The 19158-nt window shown below is 36.7% G+C and carries 18 protein-coding genes; 15 read left to right on the top strand and 3 right to left on the bottom strand.

The window, feature by feature from the left end:
• Window positions 1–99: 99 nt before the first annotated feature.
• The 12 genes from metK to ACFQ0R_RS02050 all read left to right on the top strand — a co-directional run bounded on the left by metK (window position 100) and on the right by ACFQ0R_RS02050 (window position 14198).
• Window positions 100–1350: a methionine adenosyltransferase gene (gene metK, locus ACFQ0R_RS02105; RefSeq protein ID WP_379656716.1), complete on the top strand. Its 1251-nt coding sequence runs from the start codon at window positions 100–102 to the stop codon at window positions 1348–1350.
• Window positions 1351–2065: 715 nt separating this feature from the next.
• Complete coding sequence (locus ACFQ0R_RS02100) at window positions 2066–2803, top strand: hypothetical protein (protein WP_379656715.1); 738 nt, start codon at window positions 2066–2068, stop codon at window positions 2801–2803.
• A gap of 3 nt (window positions 2804–2806) precedes the next feature.
• Window positions 2807–4078 (top strand): kynureninase, encoded by a 1272-nt coding sequence (kynU, locus tag ACFQ0R_RS02095; RefSeq protein ID WP_379656714.1) that lies wholly within the window; start codon window positions 2807–2809, stop codon window positions 4076–4078.
• Window positions 4068–5459 (top strand): FAD-dependent oxidoreductase, encoded by a 1392-nt coding sequence (locus ACFQ0R_RS02090; protein ID WP_379656713.1) that lies wholly within the window; start codon window positions 4068–4070, stop codon window positions 5457–5459. Before kynU ends, ACFQ0R_RS02090 begins: the two co-directional genes overlap by 11 nt.
• Window positions 5460–5468: 9 nt before the next feature.
• Window positions 5469–6356, top strand: coding sequence for a bifunctional 5,10-methylenetetrahydrofolate dehydrogenase/5,10-methenyltetrahydrofolate cyclohydrolase (locus ACFQ0R_RS02085; RefSeq protein ID WP_379656712.1), 888 nt, complete (start codon window positions 5469–5471; stop codon window positions 6354–6356).
• 118 nt (window positions 6357–6474) lie between these two features.
• Window positions 6475–8046 (top strand): SulP family inorganic anion transporter, encoded by a 1572-nt coding sequence (locus ACFQ0R_RS02080; protein WP_379656711.1) that lies wholly within the window; start codon window positions 6475–6477, stop codon window positions 8044–8046.
• 140 nt (window positions 8047–8186) lie between these two features.
• The gene (locus tag ACFQ0R_RS02075) at window positions 8187–9272 is read left to right on the top strand and encodes an amidohydrolase family protein (protein WP_379656710.1); all 1086 of its coding nucleotides are present in this window, start codon (window positions 8187–8189) and stop codon (window positions 9270–9272) included.
• Window positions 9272–9913, top strand: coding sequence for an O-methyltransferase (locus ACFQ0R_RS02070; RefSeq protein ID WP_379656709.1), 642 nt, complete (start codon window positions 9272–9274; stop codon window positions 9911–9913). The genes ACFQ0R_RS02075 and ACFQ0R_RS02070 overlap by 1 nt, the downstream gene beginning before the upstream one ends.
• Before the next feature lie 67 nt (window positions 9914–9980).
• Entirely contained in the window at window positions 9981–12356 is a 2376-nt protein-coding gene (locus tag ACFQ0R_RS02065) for a TonB-dependent receptor (protein ID WP_379656708.1), read from the top strand.
• A complete protein-coding gene (locus ACFQ0R_RS02060; protein WP_379656707.1) occupies window positions 12357–13169 on the top strand; it encodes a DUF4249 domain-containing protein in 813 nt (270 codons plus the stop codon).
• Complete coding sequence (murQ, locus tag ACFQ0R_RS02055; RefSeq protein WP_379656706.1) at window positions 13169–13990, top strand: N-acetylmuramic acid 6-phosphate etherase; 822 nt, start codon at window positions 13169–13171, stop codon at window positions 13988–13990. Before ACFQ0R_RS02060 ends, murQ begins: the two co-directional genes overlap by 1 nt.
• Window positions 13974–14198, top strand: a complete 225-nt coding sequence (locus ACFQ0R_RS02050; protein WP_379656705.1) for a DUF6095 family protein — start codon at window positions 13974–13976, stop codon at window positions 14196–14198. Before murQ ends, ACFQ0R_RS02050 begins: the two co-directional genes overlap by 17 nt.
• 9 nt (window positions 14199–14207) lie before the next feature.
• Here ACFQ0R_RS02050 and ACFQ0R_RS02045 read toward each other — a convergent pair whose 3' ends face one another.
• Window positions 14208–15077 (bottom strand): sterol desaturase family protein, encoded by an 870-nt coding sequence (locus ACFQ0R_RS02045; RefSeq protein WP_379656704.1) that lies wholly within the window; start codon window positions 15075–15077, stop codon window positions 14208–14210.
• Between the two features lie 168 nt (window positions 15078–15245).
• Here ACFQ0R_RS02045 and ACFQ0R_RS02040 point away from each other — a divergent pair, with 168 nt between their 5' ends.
• Window positions 15246–16004, top strand: coding sequence for an SDR family NAD(P)-dependent oxidoreductase (locus ACFQ0R_RS02040; protein WP_379656703.1), 759 nt, complete (start codon window positions 15246–15248; stop codon window positions 16002–16004).
• Between the two features lie 3 nt (window positions 16005–16007).
• Here the strand turns inward: ACFQ0R_RS02040 and ACFQ0R_RS02035 are convergent, their stop codons facing one another.
• Window positions 16008–16451 carry a methyltransferase family protein gene (locus ACFQ0R_RS02035; protein WP_379656702.1) on the bottom strand — a complete coding sequence of 148 codons (444 nt, stop codon included), beginning with the start codon at window positions 16449–16451 and terminating at the stop codon, window positions 16008–16010.
• 122 nt (window positions 16452–16573) lie between these two features.
• On the opposite strand from ACFQ0R_RS02035, the gene hemN reads away from it, so the two are divergent.
• Both hemN and ACFQ0R_RS02025 read left to right on the top strand, forming a co-directional pair.
• Complete coding sequence (gene hemN / locus ACFQ0R_RS02030; RefSeq protein WP_379656701.1) at window positions 16574–17917, top strand: oxygen-independent coproporphyrinogen III oxidase; 1344 nt, start codon at window positions 16574–16576, stop codon at window positions 17915–17917.
• A gap of 12 nt (window positions 17918–17929) precedes the next feature.
• Window positions 17930–18763 carry a universal stress protein gene (locus ACFQ0R_RS02025; RefSeq protein WP_379656700.1) on the top strand — a complete coding sequence of 278 codons (834 nt, stop codon included), beginning with the start codon at window positions 17930–17932 and terminating at the stop codon, window positions 18761–18763.
• 72 nt (window positions 18764–18835) lie between these two features.
• Here ACFQ0R_RS02025 and trxA read toward each other — a convergent pair whose 3' ends face one another.
• Entirely contained in the window at window positions 18836–19135 is a 300-nt protein-coding gene (trxA, locus tag ACFQ0R_RS02020) for a thioredoxin (protein WP_379656699.1), read from the bottom strand.
• Window positions 19136–19158: the final 23 nt, after the last annotated feature.

Below are 19158 nucleotides of genomic sequence, written 5' to 3'. Positions count from 1 at the left end.
ACTGATTGCAACCTCTTTTTAAAATGCTAAAGCAGTGCTTTTTTTGAAGACCGTAGTTCTATTTTCTTTCCTCCTGACTATAACTTTAAATCTTATTTTATGTCATATTTATTTACTTCAGAAAGTGTTTCTGAGGGACATCCAGATAAAATCGCTGACCAAATCAGTGATGCATTACTCGATTCATTTTTAGCGTTTGATAAAACTTCCAAAGTCGCCTGTGAAACTTTGGTCACTACCGGTCAGGTAGTTTTGGCAGGTGAAGTAAGAAGCAATACCTATCTAGATGTTCAACAGATCGCTAGAGACGTCATTAATGATATTGGTTATACAAAAGGAGAATATCAATTCTCTGGAGATTCCTGCGGCGTCATTTCCTTAATTCATGAGCAATCACAGGACATTTACCAGGGTGTTGACAAAACCTCCAAGGAAGAGCAAGGTGCCGGAGACCAGGGAATGATGTTTGGCTATGCCACAAAAGAAACAGAAAACTACATGCCATTGGCTCTGGACATTTCACATAAATTGTTGATTGAGCTGGCAAAACTTCGCCGAGAAGGTGATGACATAAAATATCTGAGACCAGATGCAAAGGCTCAGGTTACCATAGAATATTCCGATGACAACGTACCGCAACGCATCGATACTATTGTCATTTCAACTCAGCACGATGATTTCGATGAAGACGAGACGATGCTTAAGAAAATCGCCGATGACATAAAGTCCATCCTGATTCCAAGAGTAAAAGCTTTATTTGATGAAGATACTCAGGCTTTGTTTGATGATGATATCACTTACCACATCAATCCAACTGGAAAATTCGTCATTGGTGGACCTCACGGAGATGCCGGCCTAACGGGCAGAAAAATTATTGTGGATACTTACGGCGGTAAAGGCGCTCACGGTGGTGGTGCATTTTCTGGTAAAGACCCCAGTAAAGTCGATAGATCTGCAGCATATGCAGCGAGACATATTGCCAAAAATATGGTAGCCGCTGGTATTGCTGACGAAGTCTTGGTGCAGGTGTCTTACGCCATTGGTGTCAGCGAACCTACTTCCATCCTGGTCAATACTACCAACAAACACATCGACATGAGCGATGGAGAAATCGCTAAAAAAATCAGACAGATATTTGACATGCGTCCGGGGATGATTGAGGAACGCCTTAAACTTCGCAATCCAATCTATCGCGAAACAGCCGCTTATGGCCACATGGGAAAAGAACCTCGCTTAGAAACTAAAATCTACCGTTCAGATTACTCAGGAGAAGTTAGACACGAAGTCGAACTATTCACCTGGGAAAAATTGGATTATGTGGATCAACTGAAAGAAGCTTTCAATTTGTAATACCCTACAAATCATTAAACCATTTCAGATATCTCTAATTAAAGCTTTCAATTATAAGAAAGAATAATTATAATTCCGACATAACTTTTGTTTTAAGTTCGAGCGGAGTGGAGAACCCATTCATCTCAACGGAGTTTATACTGAAGTAGTGAAGCTCAATGTTAAACACTAGTACCCAGCAACACTTAGCTCAATACTTAAGCTGGCTTCAGCTCAACGTCCAGGCTTGTCAACTTGTCCCAAAGCACGGGACAAGTTGACAAAGCTAAACACGTGTTAATGCGTTATGTCTCATTAGATAATGATACTAGACTTTGAACATCGCTTTTAAGATGTCAGGGCTAACGCCCCTCCTTAATATACTGTCTTCTTTGGCTAAGAAGATGACGGGGCTCTGCCCCTTCCGCGTGTTTTTCGTTATAAAGAATATTGGGGCTAAAATTTTTACATGCATTCCCTTAGGATATGAAGACTATTAGGACTACGCCCCTTAAAAAGGGGGCAGAGCCCTCAAATCTTCGTAAGGCACGCACTCATCCACTATATGTGCCGAGGGGCAGAGCCCTGACATCTTTATCGGTTGAAAAGATTAAAAAAACAGCCTAAGACAAGACTACAACTAATAAATCACCTTAAACTTCGCAAGCTTAGACACTTCATATCTTGCTCCCTACACCTGTTAAATAAATTCCTGTCTTCTTCATTATATTTGTAGATGCCTTTTACAACACCTAACTTTACTCAAAAAATAAATACCATGAAACATCTTTCCCTTTTATTAGTGTCGCTCCTCCTCTTTGTAGCCTGCAACCAGAAAAAAGATAAGTCTGAAAAATCTAAGACTGAGGCAACTTCTGAAGTCTCTTCAGAAAAAGAAATGAACGTATTGGAAGACATCGCTTATGCCAATGGCTACGAAAACTGGTCTGAAGTAGATTCCATCTCCTACACCTTCAATGCCCAAAATGGAGAAAATATCTCCAGCCGCACCTGGAAATGGAAACCAAAAACAGGTGAGGTGACTATGAAAACGCAAGATACCACCCTCACGTATAACACCAATAAGTTTGAAGAAGAAATCGCTTTTGCCGATCGTGGTTTTGTCAATGATAAATACTGGTTGCTATTTCCATTCCATTTGGCTTGGGACGATAACTTTGATTATGAAGTTGCCGAACAGGCAGAAGCGCCGATTTCTGGTGAACTGATGCAGGAAATTGCCATCATGTATAAAGATGAAGCAGGCTACACCCCCGGAGATACGTATCATATTTATGTAGATGAGAACCAAATGATCCGCGAGTGGTCTTATACGCCCAAAGGTAGCGACGAGCCAAGACTGGCCACCACCTGGGAGGATTACGATGACTTCAAGGGCATCAAAATCGCCAGAATGCATGATACCAAAGAAGAAAACTTCAAAATTTACTTCACCGATATTAGCGTCAATTAATTTATGAAGTATATCAATACCAAAGCTTTTGCAGAAGAACAGGATCAAAATGACCCTTTGTCCCACTTTAGAAGTCAGTTTCATTTTCCGGTCAAAGCAGACGGTTCACCCAAGATTTATTTGTGTGGCAATTCCCTAGGGCTTCAGCCTACTCAAACGTCTGGATACGTTCAGCAGGAATTAAACGACTGGGCAAAATTTGGAGTGGAAGGCCATACCGATGCCAAAACCCCCTGGCTGACTTCTCACGAAGATTTGGCACAACCCATGGCTAAGATCGTGGGTGCAAAGCCAGAGGAAGTCGTCATCATGAATACCTTAACGGTGAACCTTCACTTGATGATGGTATCGTTTTACAAACCGACTCAAAAGAAATTCAAAATCCTGATTGAAAGCGATGCTTTCCCATCTGATAAATATGCGGTGGAATCTCAGTTAAAGTTCCATAACATCAATCCTGAAGACGGTTTAATTCTTTGGAAGCCTAGTGAAGGTGAACACCTTTGCCGACACGAAGATTTTGAAGAGCTTCTGGAAACTCATAAAGATGAAATCGCTCTGGTGATGGTAGGAAGCACCAATTACTATTCCGGCCAGGCCTTTGATTTGAAACGCATCGCCAAACGTTGTCAGGACGAAAACATAACAGTTGGTTTCGACTTAGCCCATGGAGCTGGGAACATTCAGCCTAACTTACACGATATCGGTGCCGATTTTGCTGTGTGGTGTACCTATAAATATTTGAATTCCGGACCGGGCAGCATCGGAGGCTGCTTTGTGCACGAAAAACATATCCAAAACCAAAGCATCAACCGATTTGTTGGCTGGTGGGGACATAACAAAGACTCACGTTTCAATATGAGAGTTGGATTTGATCCTACGCCAACGGCAGATGGCTGGCAATTGAGCAACCCGCCGATTTTATCTCTCGCAGGTACACGATCATCATTGGATCTGTTTGAAAAAGCAGGCTTTGAAAACTTGAGAAGAAAGTCGGTAAAACTGACTGGTTTTCTTGAATTTTTAATAGACGAACTGAACAACACCGATATTTCAATTTTGACACCTCGATCTCCGGAAGAACGTGGGTGCCAGTTATCTATACAAATGAAAAACGCAGATCGTTCGCTTTTCGATCAGCTCACAGCTCAAGGTGTGGTAGCCGACTGGCGAGAACCCGATGTGATTCGCATCGCCCCTGCTCCACTTTATAATTCGTTTACAGATGTATATGAATTTGTACAACTTTTAAAACTCTGTCTATATGGCAACTAAAGAACACATACTCATTATTGGTGCCGGACTTTGCGGTTCACTACTCGCTTTACATATGGCACAACTGGGCTATAAAGTTACGCTAACCGAAAAGCGATCTGACTTGCGCAAAGCGAAACTGGCGGCTGGCAGATCCATCAATTTAGCCTTGTCCAGTCGTGGATTGAAGGGCCTTAAAATGGTAGGCTTGGAGAAGGAGGTAGAAAGCCTGTGCATCCCAATGTATGGCAGGATGCTACACAGCCTTCAGGGCGAAACTCAGCTTTCAAAATACAGCGGAAGAGAAGGAGAATACATTAATTCGATCTCAAGAACTGGTCTTAACGCCTTGCTTTTAGATAAGTTGGAAACTTATCCTAATGTCGAGATCCAATTTGAAAACACCTGTACTAACGTAAACCTTAAGCAGGCGAACGCCAGATTTAAGCCCGCAAACTCAAATTCAGAATACACTTTACAGGCAGATTACATTATCGGAACAGATGGTGCAGGTTCTGTAGTTCGACAGCAGATGGAAAGTGAAAAGGGATTTTTGTTTAGTCATTCCCAAGATTTCCTGACGCATGGCTATAAGGAACTAACGTTTCCAGCGACAAAAGGCGGAAATTACGCTACAGAAAAAGGAGCACTACACATTTGGCCACGAGGCGAAAATATGCTGATTGCTCTTCCCAATCAGGACAAGAGTTTTACGGTAACCTTGTTTTTAGCTTATGAAGGCGGCAAGTATAATTTCAATAACTTGACGACGGAAGCTATTGTTGAAGAATACTTTAAGGAGGTTTATCCCGATGCTTATGAATTGATGCCCGACTTAAAAACTGAATTTTTTGAAAATCCCACGGCACCTCTGGGAACGATTCGCTGTTTCCCCTGGACTTACGGTAAAACCTTGCTGATGGGAGATGCTTCCCATGCCATTGTTCCGTTTTATGGTCAAGGTATGAATGCGTCTTTTGAAGATGTGGTGGAATTTGACAAAGCTTTAGATGAGTCTGATTTTGATCTGGATGCCGCTTTTAAGCATTTTAGTCAACATAGAAAACCAGATGCCGATGCGATTGCAGATTTGGCTTTGGATAACTTTCATGAAATGAAATCGCATACGGCCGATGAAGTTTTCCTGGAAAAACGAAAACTGGAACTGGAGTTTGAAAAGAAATTCCCAACTGAATACTATTCTAAATACTCGCTGGTCACCTTTAGAGCAGACCTTCCCTACTCCAAAGCTATAAGCCAAGGGCGAGCTCAAGATCATGTCATTCTGGAAATGCTAAGAAAAAATATCCTGAAATCTGAAATGAGTCTCAAAGAAAAATTAAATTTGGTGCTTGAAGTTTCCAAAAAAGTAGAAGAAAACGAATTGATTTTTGACTTTTAATCCTAAGCCATGAAATTACTAGACGGTAGAGCAGTCTCCAAAGAAATACTAAAGAAAGTAAAAGAAGATATAGACCACCACATCGACAAAAAACATTTGGGTTATAATCTTTCTCGGCCTAGTATGGCAATAGTTTTAGTCGGTCACAATGCCGCTAGCGAATCTTACGTTCGTGCAAAGACCAAAGCCTGTGAAAAAGCAGACATCAATTATAAAATCATTCGGTTTGATGAAAACATCTCTGCTTTTGAATTAATTTCAGAAATAAAATTACTGAATAAATCACATTTTGATGGATTTATAGTTCAGTTGCCTTTACCCGATCATATAGAACCTAACTCCATCATCAACGAGATAAGTGCTTATAAAGATATTGATGGATTTCATCCGCTTAATTTCGGAAAAATGGCCTTGGGACAAAAATCGATGAGACCAGCTACTGCTTATGGAATTTTAAAGTTGCTTCAATATTATAACATCCCTACCAATAGTCAACATGTCGTTGTGATAGGAAGATCCAATATAGTTGGAAAACCGATATCCATCATGTTGGGAAATGATTTTGAAGTAGGTCGATCTACCGTAACCTCTTGTGATATTCACACTCCCAAAGAACTTTTAAAAGAAGAATCCCAAAAAGCAGATATCGTTATTGTAGCTGTTGGTCAGCCAGGATTTTTAACAGCTGATATGATTAAAGAAGGTGCGGTAGTCATCGATGTAGGTATCAATCGTTTGGAATCTGGAAAACTGGTTGGTGATTGTGATTTTGATGGTGTTTCTAAAAAAGCGGATTATCTCACCCCAGTCCCAGGAGGAGTTGGACCTATGACGATTGCTGGTCTGATTCTCAACACCTATGAAGCCTGGAAGATGAAGAATCTGATTGATGAGTAAATTAAAGATATAATATTATCAATTTATTTAACTGAGTTTTTAATTAAGAATTTACTTGACCTTTTAAATGTTTTATTTTAACTAGCTTTGCAACTTTTTAAAATAAAACATATATCCTTTGAAAGAAAACCTAAATTTCATTAAAAAACATTTTGTAACCGACCTATCCTCAGGTCTTGTTGTATTTTTAATTGCTTTACCACTTTGTCTTGGAATTTCATTAGCCTCTGGAGCTCCATTATTTTCTGGAATCATCGCTGGTATCATTGGCGGCATTGTAGTTGGTATAACTAGTAACTCTAGTATCAACGTGAGTGGACCTGCGGCGAGTGTCGCTTTAGTCATCTTCACAGCGATACAAACTTTAGGTAGTTTTGAAGCTGTTTTGGTTGCAGTCATACTTGCTGGAATTATTCAAATTGGTTTAGGATATTTGAAAGCTGGAACCGTAGCTTATTTCTTTCCTAATGCTATGATCAAAGGGATTTTAGCTTCAATTGGATTAATTTTAATACTGAAACAGATTCCACATGCCTTCGGCGTGGATGAAGTATTTGAGGGTATTGACAGTTTCAAAAATAACGATGGCACCAATACTTTTTCTGGACTGATGAATATTGTAGGTCATATCAATTATGGCGCTTTAATTATTACTATTGTATCTCTTTTCATCATCATAGGCTGGGACAGACCTTTTTTAAAGAAATTTACATTTTTCAAATTTTTTCCTTCAGCTCTTGCTGCGGTAATAATAAGCATTTTATTGAATGAATACTTTAAAGCTTCTGCATCTAGCCTAGCTTTAGATACTAGCCATCTTGTCAATCTCCCAGTTTCTGATTCAATTGGAGAATTTTTTAATTTTTTCCAGTTCCCGGATTTTTCTGTTATAGCTAATATGGAAGTATATACCATTGCTTTATCTATAGCATTTATTGCCAGTTTAGAATCTTTACTTAGTACTGAGGCTGGAGATAAATTGGATCCTTACAAAAGAAGAACATCTACCAATAGAGAACTAAAAGCTCAAGGCATTGGCAATATCGTATCAGGATTAATCGGTGGGTTACCAGTAACGGCGGTTATCGTAAGAACTTCTGCAAACGTGAATGCTGGTGGTCGCACAAAAACTGCAACTATTACACACGGTGTAATTATGTTCGTTTGTGTTCTTGCTATTCCTTATATTTTGAATTTAATACCTCTTGCAGCATTGTCTGCTGTGCTTTTTGTAGTTGGTTACAAATTGACGAGTTTAAGTATTTATAAGAGTATTTTCAAACAAGGAAAAAAACAATTTTTACCTTTCATCATTACCATTCTAGTAGTCATGTTTACAGACCTTATCACTGGAATTATTGTGGGTGGTACTGTAGCTATTTTCTTTATCTTGAGAGATAATTATAAAAATGCGTACATACACGATAAGCATTCAGGGAGTAAAGAAAAAAAGGTTTTGAAACTTGCACAAGAAACAACATTTTTAAACAAAGCAGATATCATGCTCTACTTAGATCACGTTCCTGAAGGGAGTCACCTTCTTATTGATGGTAGTGAAGCAAAATTTGTTCACCATGACATCTTTGAAATCATTGAGGAATTTAAACAAACAGCAAAATTCAAGGATATAAATCTTGAAATTAAAAATCTCGATAAAAGCTTAACTACAAAATTCTGGAAAAAACAATAAACCTAAATGATGAAGTAAATTCTTCAGTTTTATAGTTTTTTTTATCATTAAATTGCAATCGTTCTTAAAAGCGGTTGCAATTTTTTTTTTGAATTATACCTAATTCACTTATTGCCGTAAATAGTAAAATAAAAGTAGTGATGACAAAACAAAAACTTAGAATAAACGGCCATTCTCACCTTCTGCCTTATCCAGAAGAAATTCCTGATTTTATGCGGGAAAAGGAAATTTTCTGGATAGATGATGATAAAAAATTTATGCTCCAAAAAGGATGGAAACGCCCTGTAACCGATTCTAGTTTTTTTCTCAACGAAAAACTGGAATGGATGGAGCGTTACAAAATCGACCATGCTGTTGTTCTCAACTTATCTCAGCTTTACGGAAACGGACTGCGTGTGGAAGAAATGAAGAAAGCCCTTCGTTTCCAGAATGATTTCAATGCTAAGGTTCAACAAAATCATCCTAAAAAGTTTACCTGCGGTTTTGTAGTGCATCCTGGTTTTGTTCGTGGAGCACTCTGGGAAATAGAACGCTGCGTGGAGGAACTGGATTTAAAGTTGCTTTGCTTACCAACTCACTATATGGATAGTATTGGAACTTGGCGTTGTATTTTTGATGAAGAAAACGAACCCATATTTGAACTGGCCAACAAATACAATTTGGCTGTAGAAATTCATCCTTACGATGGTGAAAAGTTCATTAAATTAGAAAATACGTCTTGGCGTTTTCATTTGATTTGGATGCTTGCTCAATGTGCCGATGCTTATCATTTTTTAACTTTAAATGGTTATCCAGACAAATATCCCAATATGCGTGTATGTTTTGCTCATGGAGGGCAATTGGCTCAAATCAATCTTGGGCGACGTATTCAAGGTTTTGATGGTCGACCGGATTTATTTGAAGGTAAAGTCCATCCAAGGAAATCAGTTGGACACAAGAATATTTTCTTCGATACGCTGGTTCACGACACCAGATCTTTAAAAATGCTTTTAGAAAATCAAAAGAGTTCTCAAATCCTGGCTGGACTTGATGATCCCTATCCGTTAGGCGAAATGGAAAGCGAGCCTCAGTCTTCCTATCCTGGAAAAATATTAGATTTAGCTTTAGAGCAAAACATTATCACCGAAGTAGAAAAAGATGAAATCTGGTCGGATAACGTTTTGCAGTGGCTTTTTGGGGATGATAAAAAGAAAAAAGAAGATTTAGTAAATAAGATTTTAAGCTAATGGATTTTATTGCTCCAAAACTTCAAACTTACGTTGAAGCTCATACTGAAGAGGAACCACAAATACTTCAGCAGCTAACAAAAGAAACCTGGCAAAAAGTACTTCAGCCCAGAATGCTTAGCGGACATTACCAAGGTCGATTATTGAGTTTAATTTCAAAACTAATTCGACCATCTTCTATTTTAGAGATTGGTACTTACACGGGGTACTCCGCCTTAAGTCTTGCTGAAGGTCTTTCAGAAGGAGGAAAAATTCATACTATAGATCGTAACGAAGAGCTTTACGATTTGCAGAGAAAATACTTTGATCTCAGCGGTTATGGAAAGCAGATCCTGCAATATACAGGAGATGCAAGACAAATAATTCCTGATATTTCTGCTGAATTTGATTTGGTTTTTATTGATGCTGATAAAACATCTTATCCACTTTATTTTGAATTAATTATCGATAAGCTGAAGCCTAACGGACTTATTTTATCTGACAATGTTCTCTGGAGTGGAAAAGTTGTTGAAGAACTTAATCCCAAAGACAAAGATACAAAGGCTTTACTGGATTATAATCTGAAGCTTAAAGAAGACCCTAGACTAGAAACCGTTTTACTTCCTATAAGAGATGGATTTACAATTTCTAGAAAGCTCTAAGTATTATGAAAATTTTGGTTTTATTTAAAGATTTATTCAGAGGTATAACAAGTTTTGTTAAATATATTTGAGCAAAACTAAAGCCATCAAACTTTTAAGCTTTCTCCTTATTTTTTTTGTATTTCAATTAAGCTATAGCCAGAATTATGAACTATCTGGAACTATTAAAGACATTGAAAATCAGCCTGTTTTGGGTGCAAACATTATAATCGATAATGAATCTAGAGGAACTGTAACCAACCAGGATGGCGAATACTCCATAAAACTTCCTCAAGGTAATTATCGTGTTAAAGTTACTTACCTCGGTTACAAAACTGTTGAAGAACAAATCACGCTCGATACCAACAAAAAATTAGATTTTACTTTATTACCTCAAACCGAGGATATACAAGAAGTTGTTGTTACAGATAATATTGAAGGCATCAACATAAGAGATCCTGAAATGAGTGTGAGTAAACTTGATGCCTCTAGTATAAAAAAGATTCCTGTTGTGTTTGGAGAAGTGGATGTTATTCAATCTTTACTTCAACTTCCTGGTGTGTCCAATGCTGGCGAAGGTGCTTCAGGATTTAATGTAAGAGGTGGCTCAACTGACCAAAATCTGATTTTGATAGATGATGCTCTAATTTATAATTCCTCACACCTGTTCGGTTTCTTTTCAATTTTCAATCCAGATGCTGTTAAAAATTTAAAACTTTATAAGGGTGGAATTCCTGCCAGCTATGGCGGTCGTGTTTCATCAGTTTTGGACATCAAGCAAAAAACAGGAAATAGTCAGAAATTGAAAGGAGAAGGTGGAATTGGAGTCATTTCAAGTAAATTAACTTTGGAAGGTCCTATTCAAAAAAATAAAAGTTCGTTTTTAGTAAGCGGCAGAGGGACTTATGCTCATTTATTTTTAAAGTTTACCGATAATGCCAATTCTGCTTATTTTTATGATTTGAACACTAAGCTTAACTTTGATATTGACGAGAAAAACTCATTGAGCTTTTCTGGATATTATGGTTTGGATTACGTTAACATCAACGATAGCTTTACCAATATTTACGGCAACGCTTTTGGAATTTTAGACTGGAGTCATCAGTTTAATGAAAATATGAATTCTAACTTGAACTTTTCTTATAGCCGATATTATTATGAACTCGATTTAGCTTTGGTTGGTTTCAATTTTGAAAATAGTATTTCCAACTTTGATTTAAGTTATAAGATTAATCACCAGATCAATTCAGATCTAGATCTTTCTTATGGTTTAAGCAGCATTCAATATACCATAAATCCTGGAGAAATTGTACCAACCACTGCAGATTCAGGTATTAATCCAAGAAAACTTGATAACAAATACGCTTTCGATAATGCTGCTTTTTTAACTGTTAATCAATCTTTGAGTGACAAAATAAATATTCAATACGGCTTAAGAGTTAGTGCATTTTTGAGAATGGAAGATAAATCTATAGATGTTTATGCTAACGATAATCCTCTTCTATATGACGACACTCGAAATATTTATGTAGAAGCAGACCCTATTGAAACTATCGATGGAGATACACCTAAAATAAACAAAAGCTTTATCAATTTAGAACCAAGAGTTGGTATTTCTTATCTCTTAAACGACAACGCATCCATAAAAGCAAGTTATAATAGAATGGTTCAAAACCTTCATTTGCTTTCTAACACCTCATCACCTACTCCATTTGACGTGTGGACTCCAAGTGGAAATTATAACAAGCCACAAAAGCTGGATCAGTTTGCTTTTGGCTACTTTAAGGATTTTGAATCTATCCCATTTACATTAGAAACTGAAGTTTTTTATAAAACCATCAACAATAGAATTGACTATATAGATGGAGCAAACCTGATTGCCAACGACGCCATAGAACGCGTCATCTTGAATGGCGAAGGAAGAGCTTACGGACTAGAATTTTATCTCAAGAAAAATACAGGAAGACTTACAGGCTGGCTATCCTATACTTTATCCAGAAGCGAGCAACGCACACCAGGTCGTACACCAAATGAAATTGGTATCAATAATGGTGATTGGTACCTCAATGGCTTTGATAAAACACATGATATTTCCTTAACAAGTAGTTTTGAACTCAATGAAAAATGGCAACTTAACAGTAATTTCGTTTTGCAAACTGGACGTCCGGTAAATTTCCCTGTTGGTCAGTTTGAATTCCAGGACCTTAATATTCCTGTATTTGAAGGAAGGAACTTAAATAGGTTACCAACTTTCCACAGATTAGATCTTTCTGCGACATATACTCCTGAGAAGAAAAATAAATATTGGTCATCGTCATGGAATTTTGGCATCTACAATGTTTATAATCGTAGAAACGCAGCTTCACTTAATTTTGAGCAAAACACTACCACTGGTCAGAATGAGGCTGTAAGGTTTTCGATTTTTGGAATAGTGCCTTCTGTGAGCTATAGTTTTAAATTTTAAATGATGAGAAAACTCTTGATTTTACTAGGTTTTGTAGGCTTGTTCACCGCATGCGAAGACGTGGTGGAAGTCGATCTGGAAGAGGCACAACCAAGACTTGTAGTCGATGCAATCTTACAATGGAAAAAAGGAACTACTGGTGCTAACCAGTCTATAAAAATTAGCCGTACCCGTGACTTTTTTGAACGACAACCCAACCCTGTTTCTGGGGCCAATGTTATCGTTAGAAATAGCAGTGGTATGGAATTCACTTTTGTGGAGTCTGCTTCAGGTGAATACATCACAGATAACTTTCAGCCAGAAATAAATGAGCTTTATAGTTTAACGATAGAACTTGATGGCAACGTGTATAGTGCCGAAGAAACTCTAAAGCCTGTAGTTGCTTTAGATTTTATAGAACAAAATAATGAAGGAGGCTTTTCCGGTGAAGATATTGAGTTAAAAGCTTTTTACACAGATCCTGAAGGGATAGAAAATTACTATTTGTTCAAATTTTTCGCACCTTTTTTGGCATTTCCAGACTTTACTGTATTTGATGATGAGTTTAATGATGGTAACCAAATCTTTGGGCTTTTTTCTGAAGAAGACTTGGAACCAGGTATGGAAGTTACCATTCAGCTTAATGGGATTTCTAGAGACTATTATAACTTCCTTGAAATCTTACTCGCCCAGGCTGGAAGTGCTGGAGGTCCTTTTGAAACTCAACCTGCTACCGTGAGAGGAAACATCAAAAATGAGAATGATGATGAAGAATTAATTTTTGGTTACTTTGGGCTTTCAGAAGTCGATGAAATCATTTATACGATCCAATAATGTCTAAAGAAAATCAGAAAATCACGGAGCAATCTTCAAAATATAGGCATCTAGAAAACATGTCTACACAAGAATTACTGACAAATATTAATGCTGAAGATCAGCTGGTTCCGCTAGCAGTACAGAAGGAAATTCAAGCCATCAAACAATTGGTTGAAGTAATTGTAGAGCAAATTCAGAAGGGAGGAAAATTATTTTATATAGGAGCTGGAACAAGTGGAAGATTAGGAATTTTGGATGCCAGTGAATGCCCCCCAACATTTGGTGTTTCGGCGGAATTGGTGAATGGAATAATTGCTGGCGGCGATAATGCCATAAGAAAAGCCGTTGAACACGCCGAGGATGATACCGAACAAGCCTGGAAAGATCTCAGAGAACATTACATTCAAAAAAACGATGTCGTAATAGGTATTGCCGCATCAGGAAGCACGCCTTACGTTGTTGGCGGACTGGAAGCTTGTCAAGCTAATGGAATCGTGACTGGTTGTATTGTCTGTAATCCTAATTCTCCGATTTCAAAAGTATCTGATTTTCCAGTCGAAGTGGTTGTAGGACCAGAATTTGTCACAGGAAGTTCAAGAATGAAATCAGGAACAGCACAGAAGCTGGTCTTGAATATGATTTCCACTTCAGTAATGATTAAACTTGGCAGAGTCAAAGACAACAAAATGGTAGATATGCAGCTAAGCAATGTAAAACTTAAACAGCGTGGAAGCCTTTTAATTTCAAAGGCTTTAGGTGTTTCAGAAGAAAAGGCTGTTGAACTATTGAAATTTCACGGAAGCGTGAGAAAAGCTATAGAACATGAAACACACAAATAAAGAGACTCTAGCCAAAGGCATAAAATTTCTTGCCGGTGCTTTGCCACTTGCATTTATTGGGCCTTCTGTGATTTATAGCGCATTTAACAATCAAGATAAACCCCTGTATTTGCCGATTTTGATTTTAGGAATATTGGCATGTGCGGGATCTGTTTTTTTAATGTTTAGAGGCATAAAAACTTTGATGAAAGCTTTGTTTAACGATTAAAGAAACTATTTATTCTTTAAAAGGTTTCTTAAGCTGGTTCCAAAAATCTTGCGGATAGTGATCATCATCTTCAAAACCTAGCTCAATATCTTTTCCATTACCGGGAATATGAGCAGTTCCAAAGATATAATCCCAAAGACTTAAAGTAAGTCCAAAGTTCATACCATAAGGACGCTCTTCTGGTAAAGCTTTGGAATGATGCCAAATGTGCATTTTAGGATTGTTAAATATGTATTTCAATGGACCATAATCCCAGCCCACATTAGCATGATTGAGGTGACCTATCAAAACACCAAACATATGAACGATAAAAAATTCCTGTATCCCAAAACCAATCATGGCTAACGGTAGATACTGAACCACTTTATAAACAATAGTTTCCATAAAATGAAACCTAAATTGGGCCGCGAACCCCATTTCCTTAACACTGTGATGAACTTTATGAAACTTCCATAACCATGAACGTTTATGCAACTGGATGTGCACATTCCATTGTATAAAATCTGCAATCAAAAACATAATTAAAAATTGAGACCAAACTGGAAAATCTTGAACTTGAAATGCTACTAAGTTTTCAATTCCAAAAAGACCTAAAAAGTCATTGAATAATTCTACAAACACATTGGAAATAGCATTATAACCAATAAGTGAAAAAATAAAAAAGTTGAAGAAAATATAGAAAACATCCAACCAAAATCCTTTTCGAATAATTTTCTGGTCTTTTCGCCATGGAATGATGATTTCCATAGAAAGCACTAAAAAAGAAAGTCCAATTAGCCACCAAAAATAATTGGTGAGCGAGGGGTTTTGAATTTCGTCTACCAAATAATTGAAATACCCGCTAAAGGAATTAAAAAAAATGTCAATATATTTTTCCATAATTAATTGCAAAATTAAGGCCTCTAAGCGATTCGCACTGTATCATAAATCACAATAGTCTTTTAAATTTTAGTGAGTTTTTGATAGGATTTAGATCAATTTCAGGTTGCCATTCTATCTTAAAGCTTTAATTTTAATTCAGTTGAAATTTGAGAAAAAATAAACCTTATGAATTTTAAAAATAAAAATGTCTTAGTCACTGGAGCTTCTAGAGGAATTGGAAAAGCAACAGCTATAGCTTTTGCCAGCAGAGGAGCAAAAGTTGGTATAAATTTCAGAAGTCGAGTTGATGAAGCTGAAAGAACACTAGCTGAACTTTCAGGTAATGGCCATCAACTTTTTCGGCGAGATATTTCTGTAAAGGAAGAAGCTAAGGCCTTGATTGACGATTTTGTTAATCATTTTGGAAAAATAGACGTGTTGGTTAACAATGCAGGAATAGCAATATCTCATAATGTAGATGAAATTGACTTTAATGACTGGACTTCTGCTTGGGAAAAGACTCTTCAAACAAATCTTTTTGCAGTAGCCAACTTATCGTACCTAGCTACTCAACATATGATAAAGTCAGGAGGTGGAAATATTGTGAATGTGTCTTCCAGGGGGGCTTTCCGTGGCGAACCTGACCAGCCCGCTTATGGAGCAAGCAAGGCTGGCCTTAATGCTTTAAGCCAGTCCTTAGCAAAAAAACTAGCTCCGCATAAGATTTATGTAGGTGTAGTAGCGCCTGGATTTACAGAAACAGATATGGCGACGGAGACACTAACTCCCGATAAAAAAGAAAACATGCTCAAAGAAACTCCTTTTCACCGTATGGCAAAACCCGAAGAAATAGCGCATGCCATCTTATTTCTAGCCTCAGATGAGGCTGCTTACTCTTCTGGAACAATCATAGACGTAAATGGAGCCAGTTATCTAAGAAGTTAAGTTTTAGAATTTTGGGAAAAAGCGACCTGTTTTGGACTTATAGGTTATATAATGGTCAAAAGTATTTTCAAGCAAAGACTCTTCGTATTTAGTTTTATAATAGAACAACGCTAAAATCGCTAGACTAACACAAAACTTGTATCCATCGCCTAGCCAGAATGAAAAGCTAAACATAAATATTAAAATTCCTGTATAAATAGGATGCCGGCTAATTTTGAATACTCCATTTGTAATGAGTTTGGAATTTACTTTTGGTGTTGGAAAAGGAGATAAGTTAACATTTAACTGTAAAAGTGCGATTCCTGAAATAGCGACACCTAGAACACCTAGATAAAACCATATGAAATGCTCCATAAAGTTTAATGAAAACCACTCCACATTCAGAAAATATACTAGCATCAGGAAAAACTGAATAGAAACTAAAACAACATCTTTAAGTTTTGGCATTCTCTTTTTTTTTCAAAGTTAGTATTCTTTGTGAGCACAAACAGCAGTTTTCTCTTATATGCTGATTTATATCATTTTAAATACGTCACTCTACTATTACTTTTGAATAAAATGCAACAGTAATGCAAGAATTAATTCAAAAATATAACGTTCCTGGACCTAGATACACAAGTTATCCTACGGTTCCTTTTTGGGATGAATCCACATATAATACGACATCATGGATAAATAGTCTTCAAAAAGACAATTGCTCCAGAGAAATCAGTTTATATATCCACCTTCCTTTTTGTGAGAGTTTATGCACGTTTTGCGCCTGCAATAAACGTATTACGAAAAGACATGAAGTTGAAATTCCTTATATCGAAGCTGTTCTAAAAGAATGGAAAATGTATCTGGAAATTCTTCAAGAGAAACCCATCTTGAAAGAAATACATCTTGGTGGAGGAACACCTACTTTTTTTGATCCAAAACATTTGGAATATCTTCTAGATACGATCAAAAAGTCTTGTAAGATACCTGAAGATGTTAGCTATAGTTTTGAGGGTCATCCTAATAATACAACTGAAGACCATTTACGAACTTTAAGTCAGCTAGGTTTTGATCGTGTGAGTTATGGTATTCAGGATTATAACCCTAAAGTTCAAATCGCTATACACAGGATACAATCTTTTGAAACTGTAAAAAGAATAACTGAGCAATCTAGAGCACTGGGATACAACTCTGTAAGTCACGATCTCATATATGGTTTACCTCTTCAAAGTTTAGAAGATGTAGTTTCAACAATTGAAAAGACTATAGAGCTGATGCCAGATCGTATTGCATTTTACAGTTACGCACATGTACCGTGGACAAAAGGAAATGGTCAACGTGGCTATGATGAAAAGGATTTGCCTTCTGCAGAATTGAAACGCCAGCAATACGAAGTTGGCAAAAAAATGCTTGAAGAAAAAGGTTATATAGAAATTGGTATGGATCATTTTGCACTCCCGGAAGACGAGCTAGCCAAAGCTTTTCAAAATCAAAATCTTCACAGAAACTTTATGGGGTATACCACTACTAAAACTGACAAAATGATTGGACTTGGTGTTTCTGCAATAAGTGATAGTTGGTATGGTTTTTCTCAAAATCTTAAAAATATTAATGAGTATTATAATAGTCTTACTAAAAATGAACTCCCCGTTTCACGTGGTCATATTTTAAATGAAACAGATCTGATAATTAAAAGAAAAATATTAAATTTAATGTGTCACTTTGAAACAGATTTAGAAGGATTAGACATAAACACCAAACTAGAAATCAAGAATGACTTGGCAGAATTTGAATCTGATGAATTATTAACGATTAAAGACAATATGATAAAAGTAAAACCAATAGGTAAAGCTTTTATAAGAAACGTTTGCATGGCATTTGATCTTAGGTTAAAGGCGAAGCAAACCCAATCACAATTATTTTCAATGACAATTTAAAAACCAACAATCATGAAAAAAATATTAGTCCCAGTAGATTTTTCAACTCCATCTGAAAATGCACTAAAAGTTGCTGCACAACTCGCTAAAAAAAATGAAGCAGAAGTTCATGTTTTACATGTCATAGAGCTTGCAGAATCTCTCTTTGGTGCTGAACAATTCAATGTAAATGATGAGCAGATTATTTTCTTTATGAATCTTGCTCATAAGCGATTTGAGAAATTTCTTGAACAGGATTATCTAAAAGATATTACTGTAAAGAGCTATGTAGAGCCAGGATCTGCTGCATTAGCCATAAGAGAAACTGTCAGTAAAAACGATATTGATATGATCGTAATGGGTTCCAGCGGAACCTCAGGATTAGAAGAAATCGTAATAGGGTCAAACACTGAAAAAGTTGTAAGATATTCTGATGTTCCTGTACTGGTTGTTAAAAATGAGATTCAAAGTATTAATATAAAAAATATTGTTTTTGCTTCTAACTTCGAACTTGAAAATCTTGAGGCATACAAAAAAGCTAAAAGATTTGCAGATAGTTTTGATGCTAAAATGCATATGCTTTATGTAAATCTTCCTGGAAACCAGTTTAGCAGCACATTGGAAATACACGAACAAATGCGTGTTTTCCTGAATAAAGTAGAAATGCCTTTAAGCAAAGAACATATCGAAATATTCAACGACTATACCATTCAAGATGGTGTTATTAATGGTTCCAAAAAACTAAATTCTGACCTCATCATTGTTCCAACTCATGGCAGAAAAGGCATATCACACTTTTTCAATGGTAGTATAGGTGAAGACATTGTAAATCACTCAGATTTACCAGTTCTTACACTAAAAATATAATTCAAATAAGATTTCAAATACAAAAAAGGACCTCATATGAGGTCCTTTTTTGTATTTGAAATCTCGAGTAGTTTACGAATTAGCCTTTATCACTTGCACGATCTCGTCTTTTTGTAAAACTCCACTTTGTCTCCACTTTTGTTCACCGTTTTTGAAAACAATCATCGTTGGTACTCCCCTTACTTGATATTTTGCTGCCAACTGTTCATTCTTATCAACATCTACCTTTATGATTTTTACTTTATCTCCGAGTTCTTCTTTGACATCCTTTAAAATTGGAGCTAACATTTTGCAAGGTCCACACCAGTCTGCAAAAAAATCAATAAGTACAGGGGTATCACTCTTTATAATCTCATTAAATTTTTGACTCATAATAGTTTATTTTAAAGTTAATA

This window comes from Psychroflexus salinarum (assembly GCF_042677225.1).
GTDB lineage: Bacteria > Bacteroidota > Bacteroidia > Flavobacteriales > Flavobacteriaceae > Psychroflexus > Psychroflexus salinarum.
The sequence above is the reverse complement of the archived record's forward strand: the minus strand, read 5'-3'. Positions and strand labels throughout refer to the sequence as shown.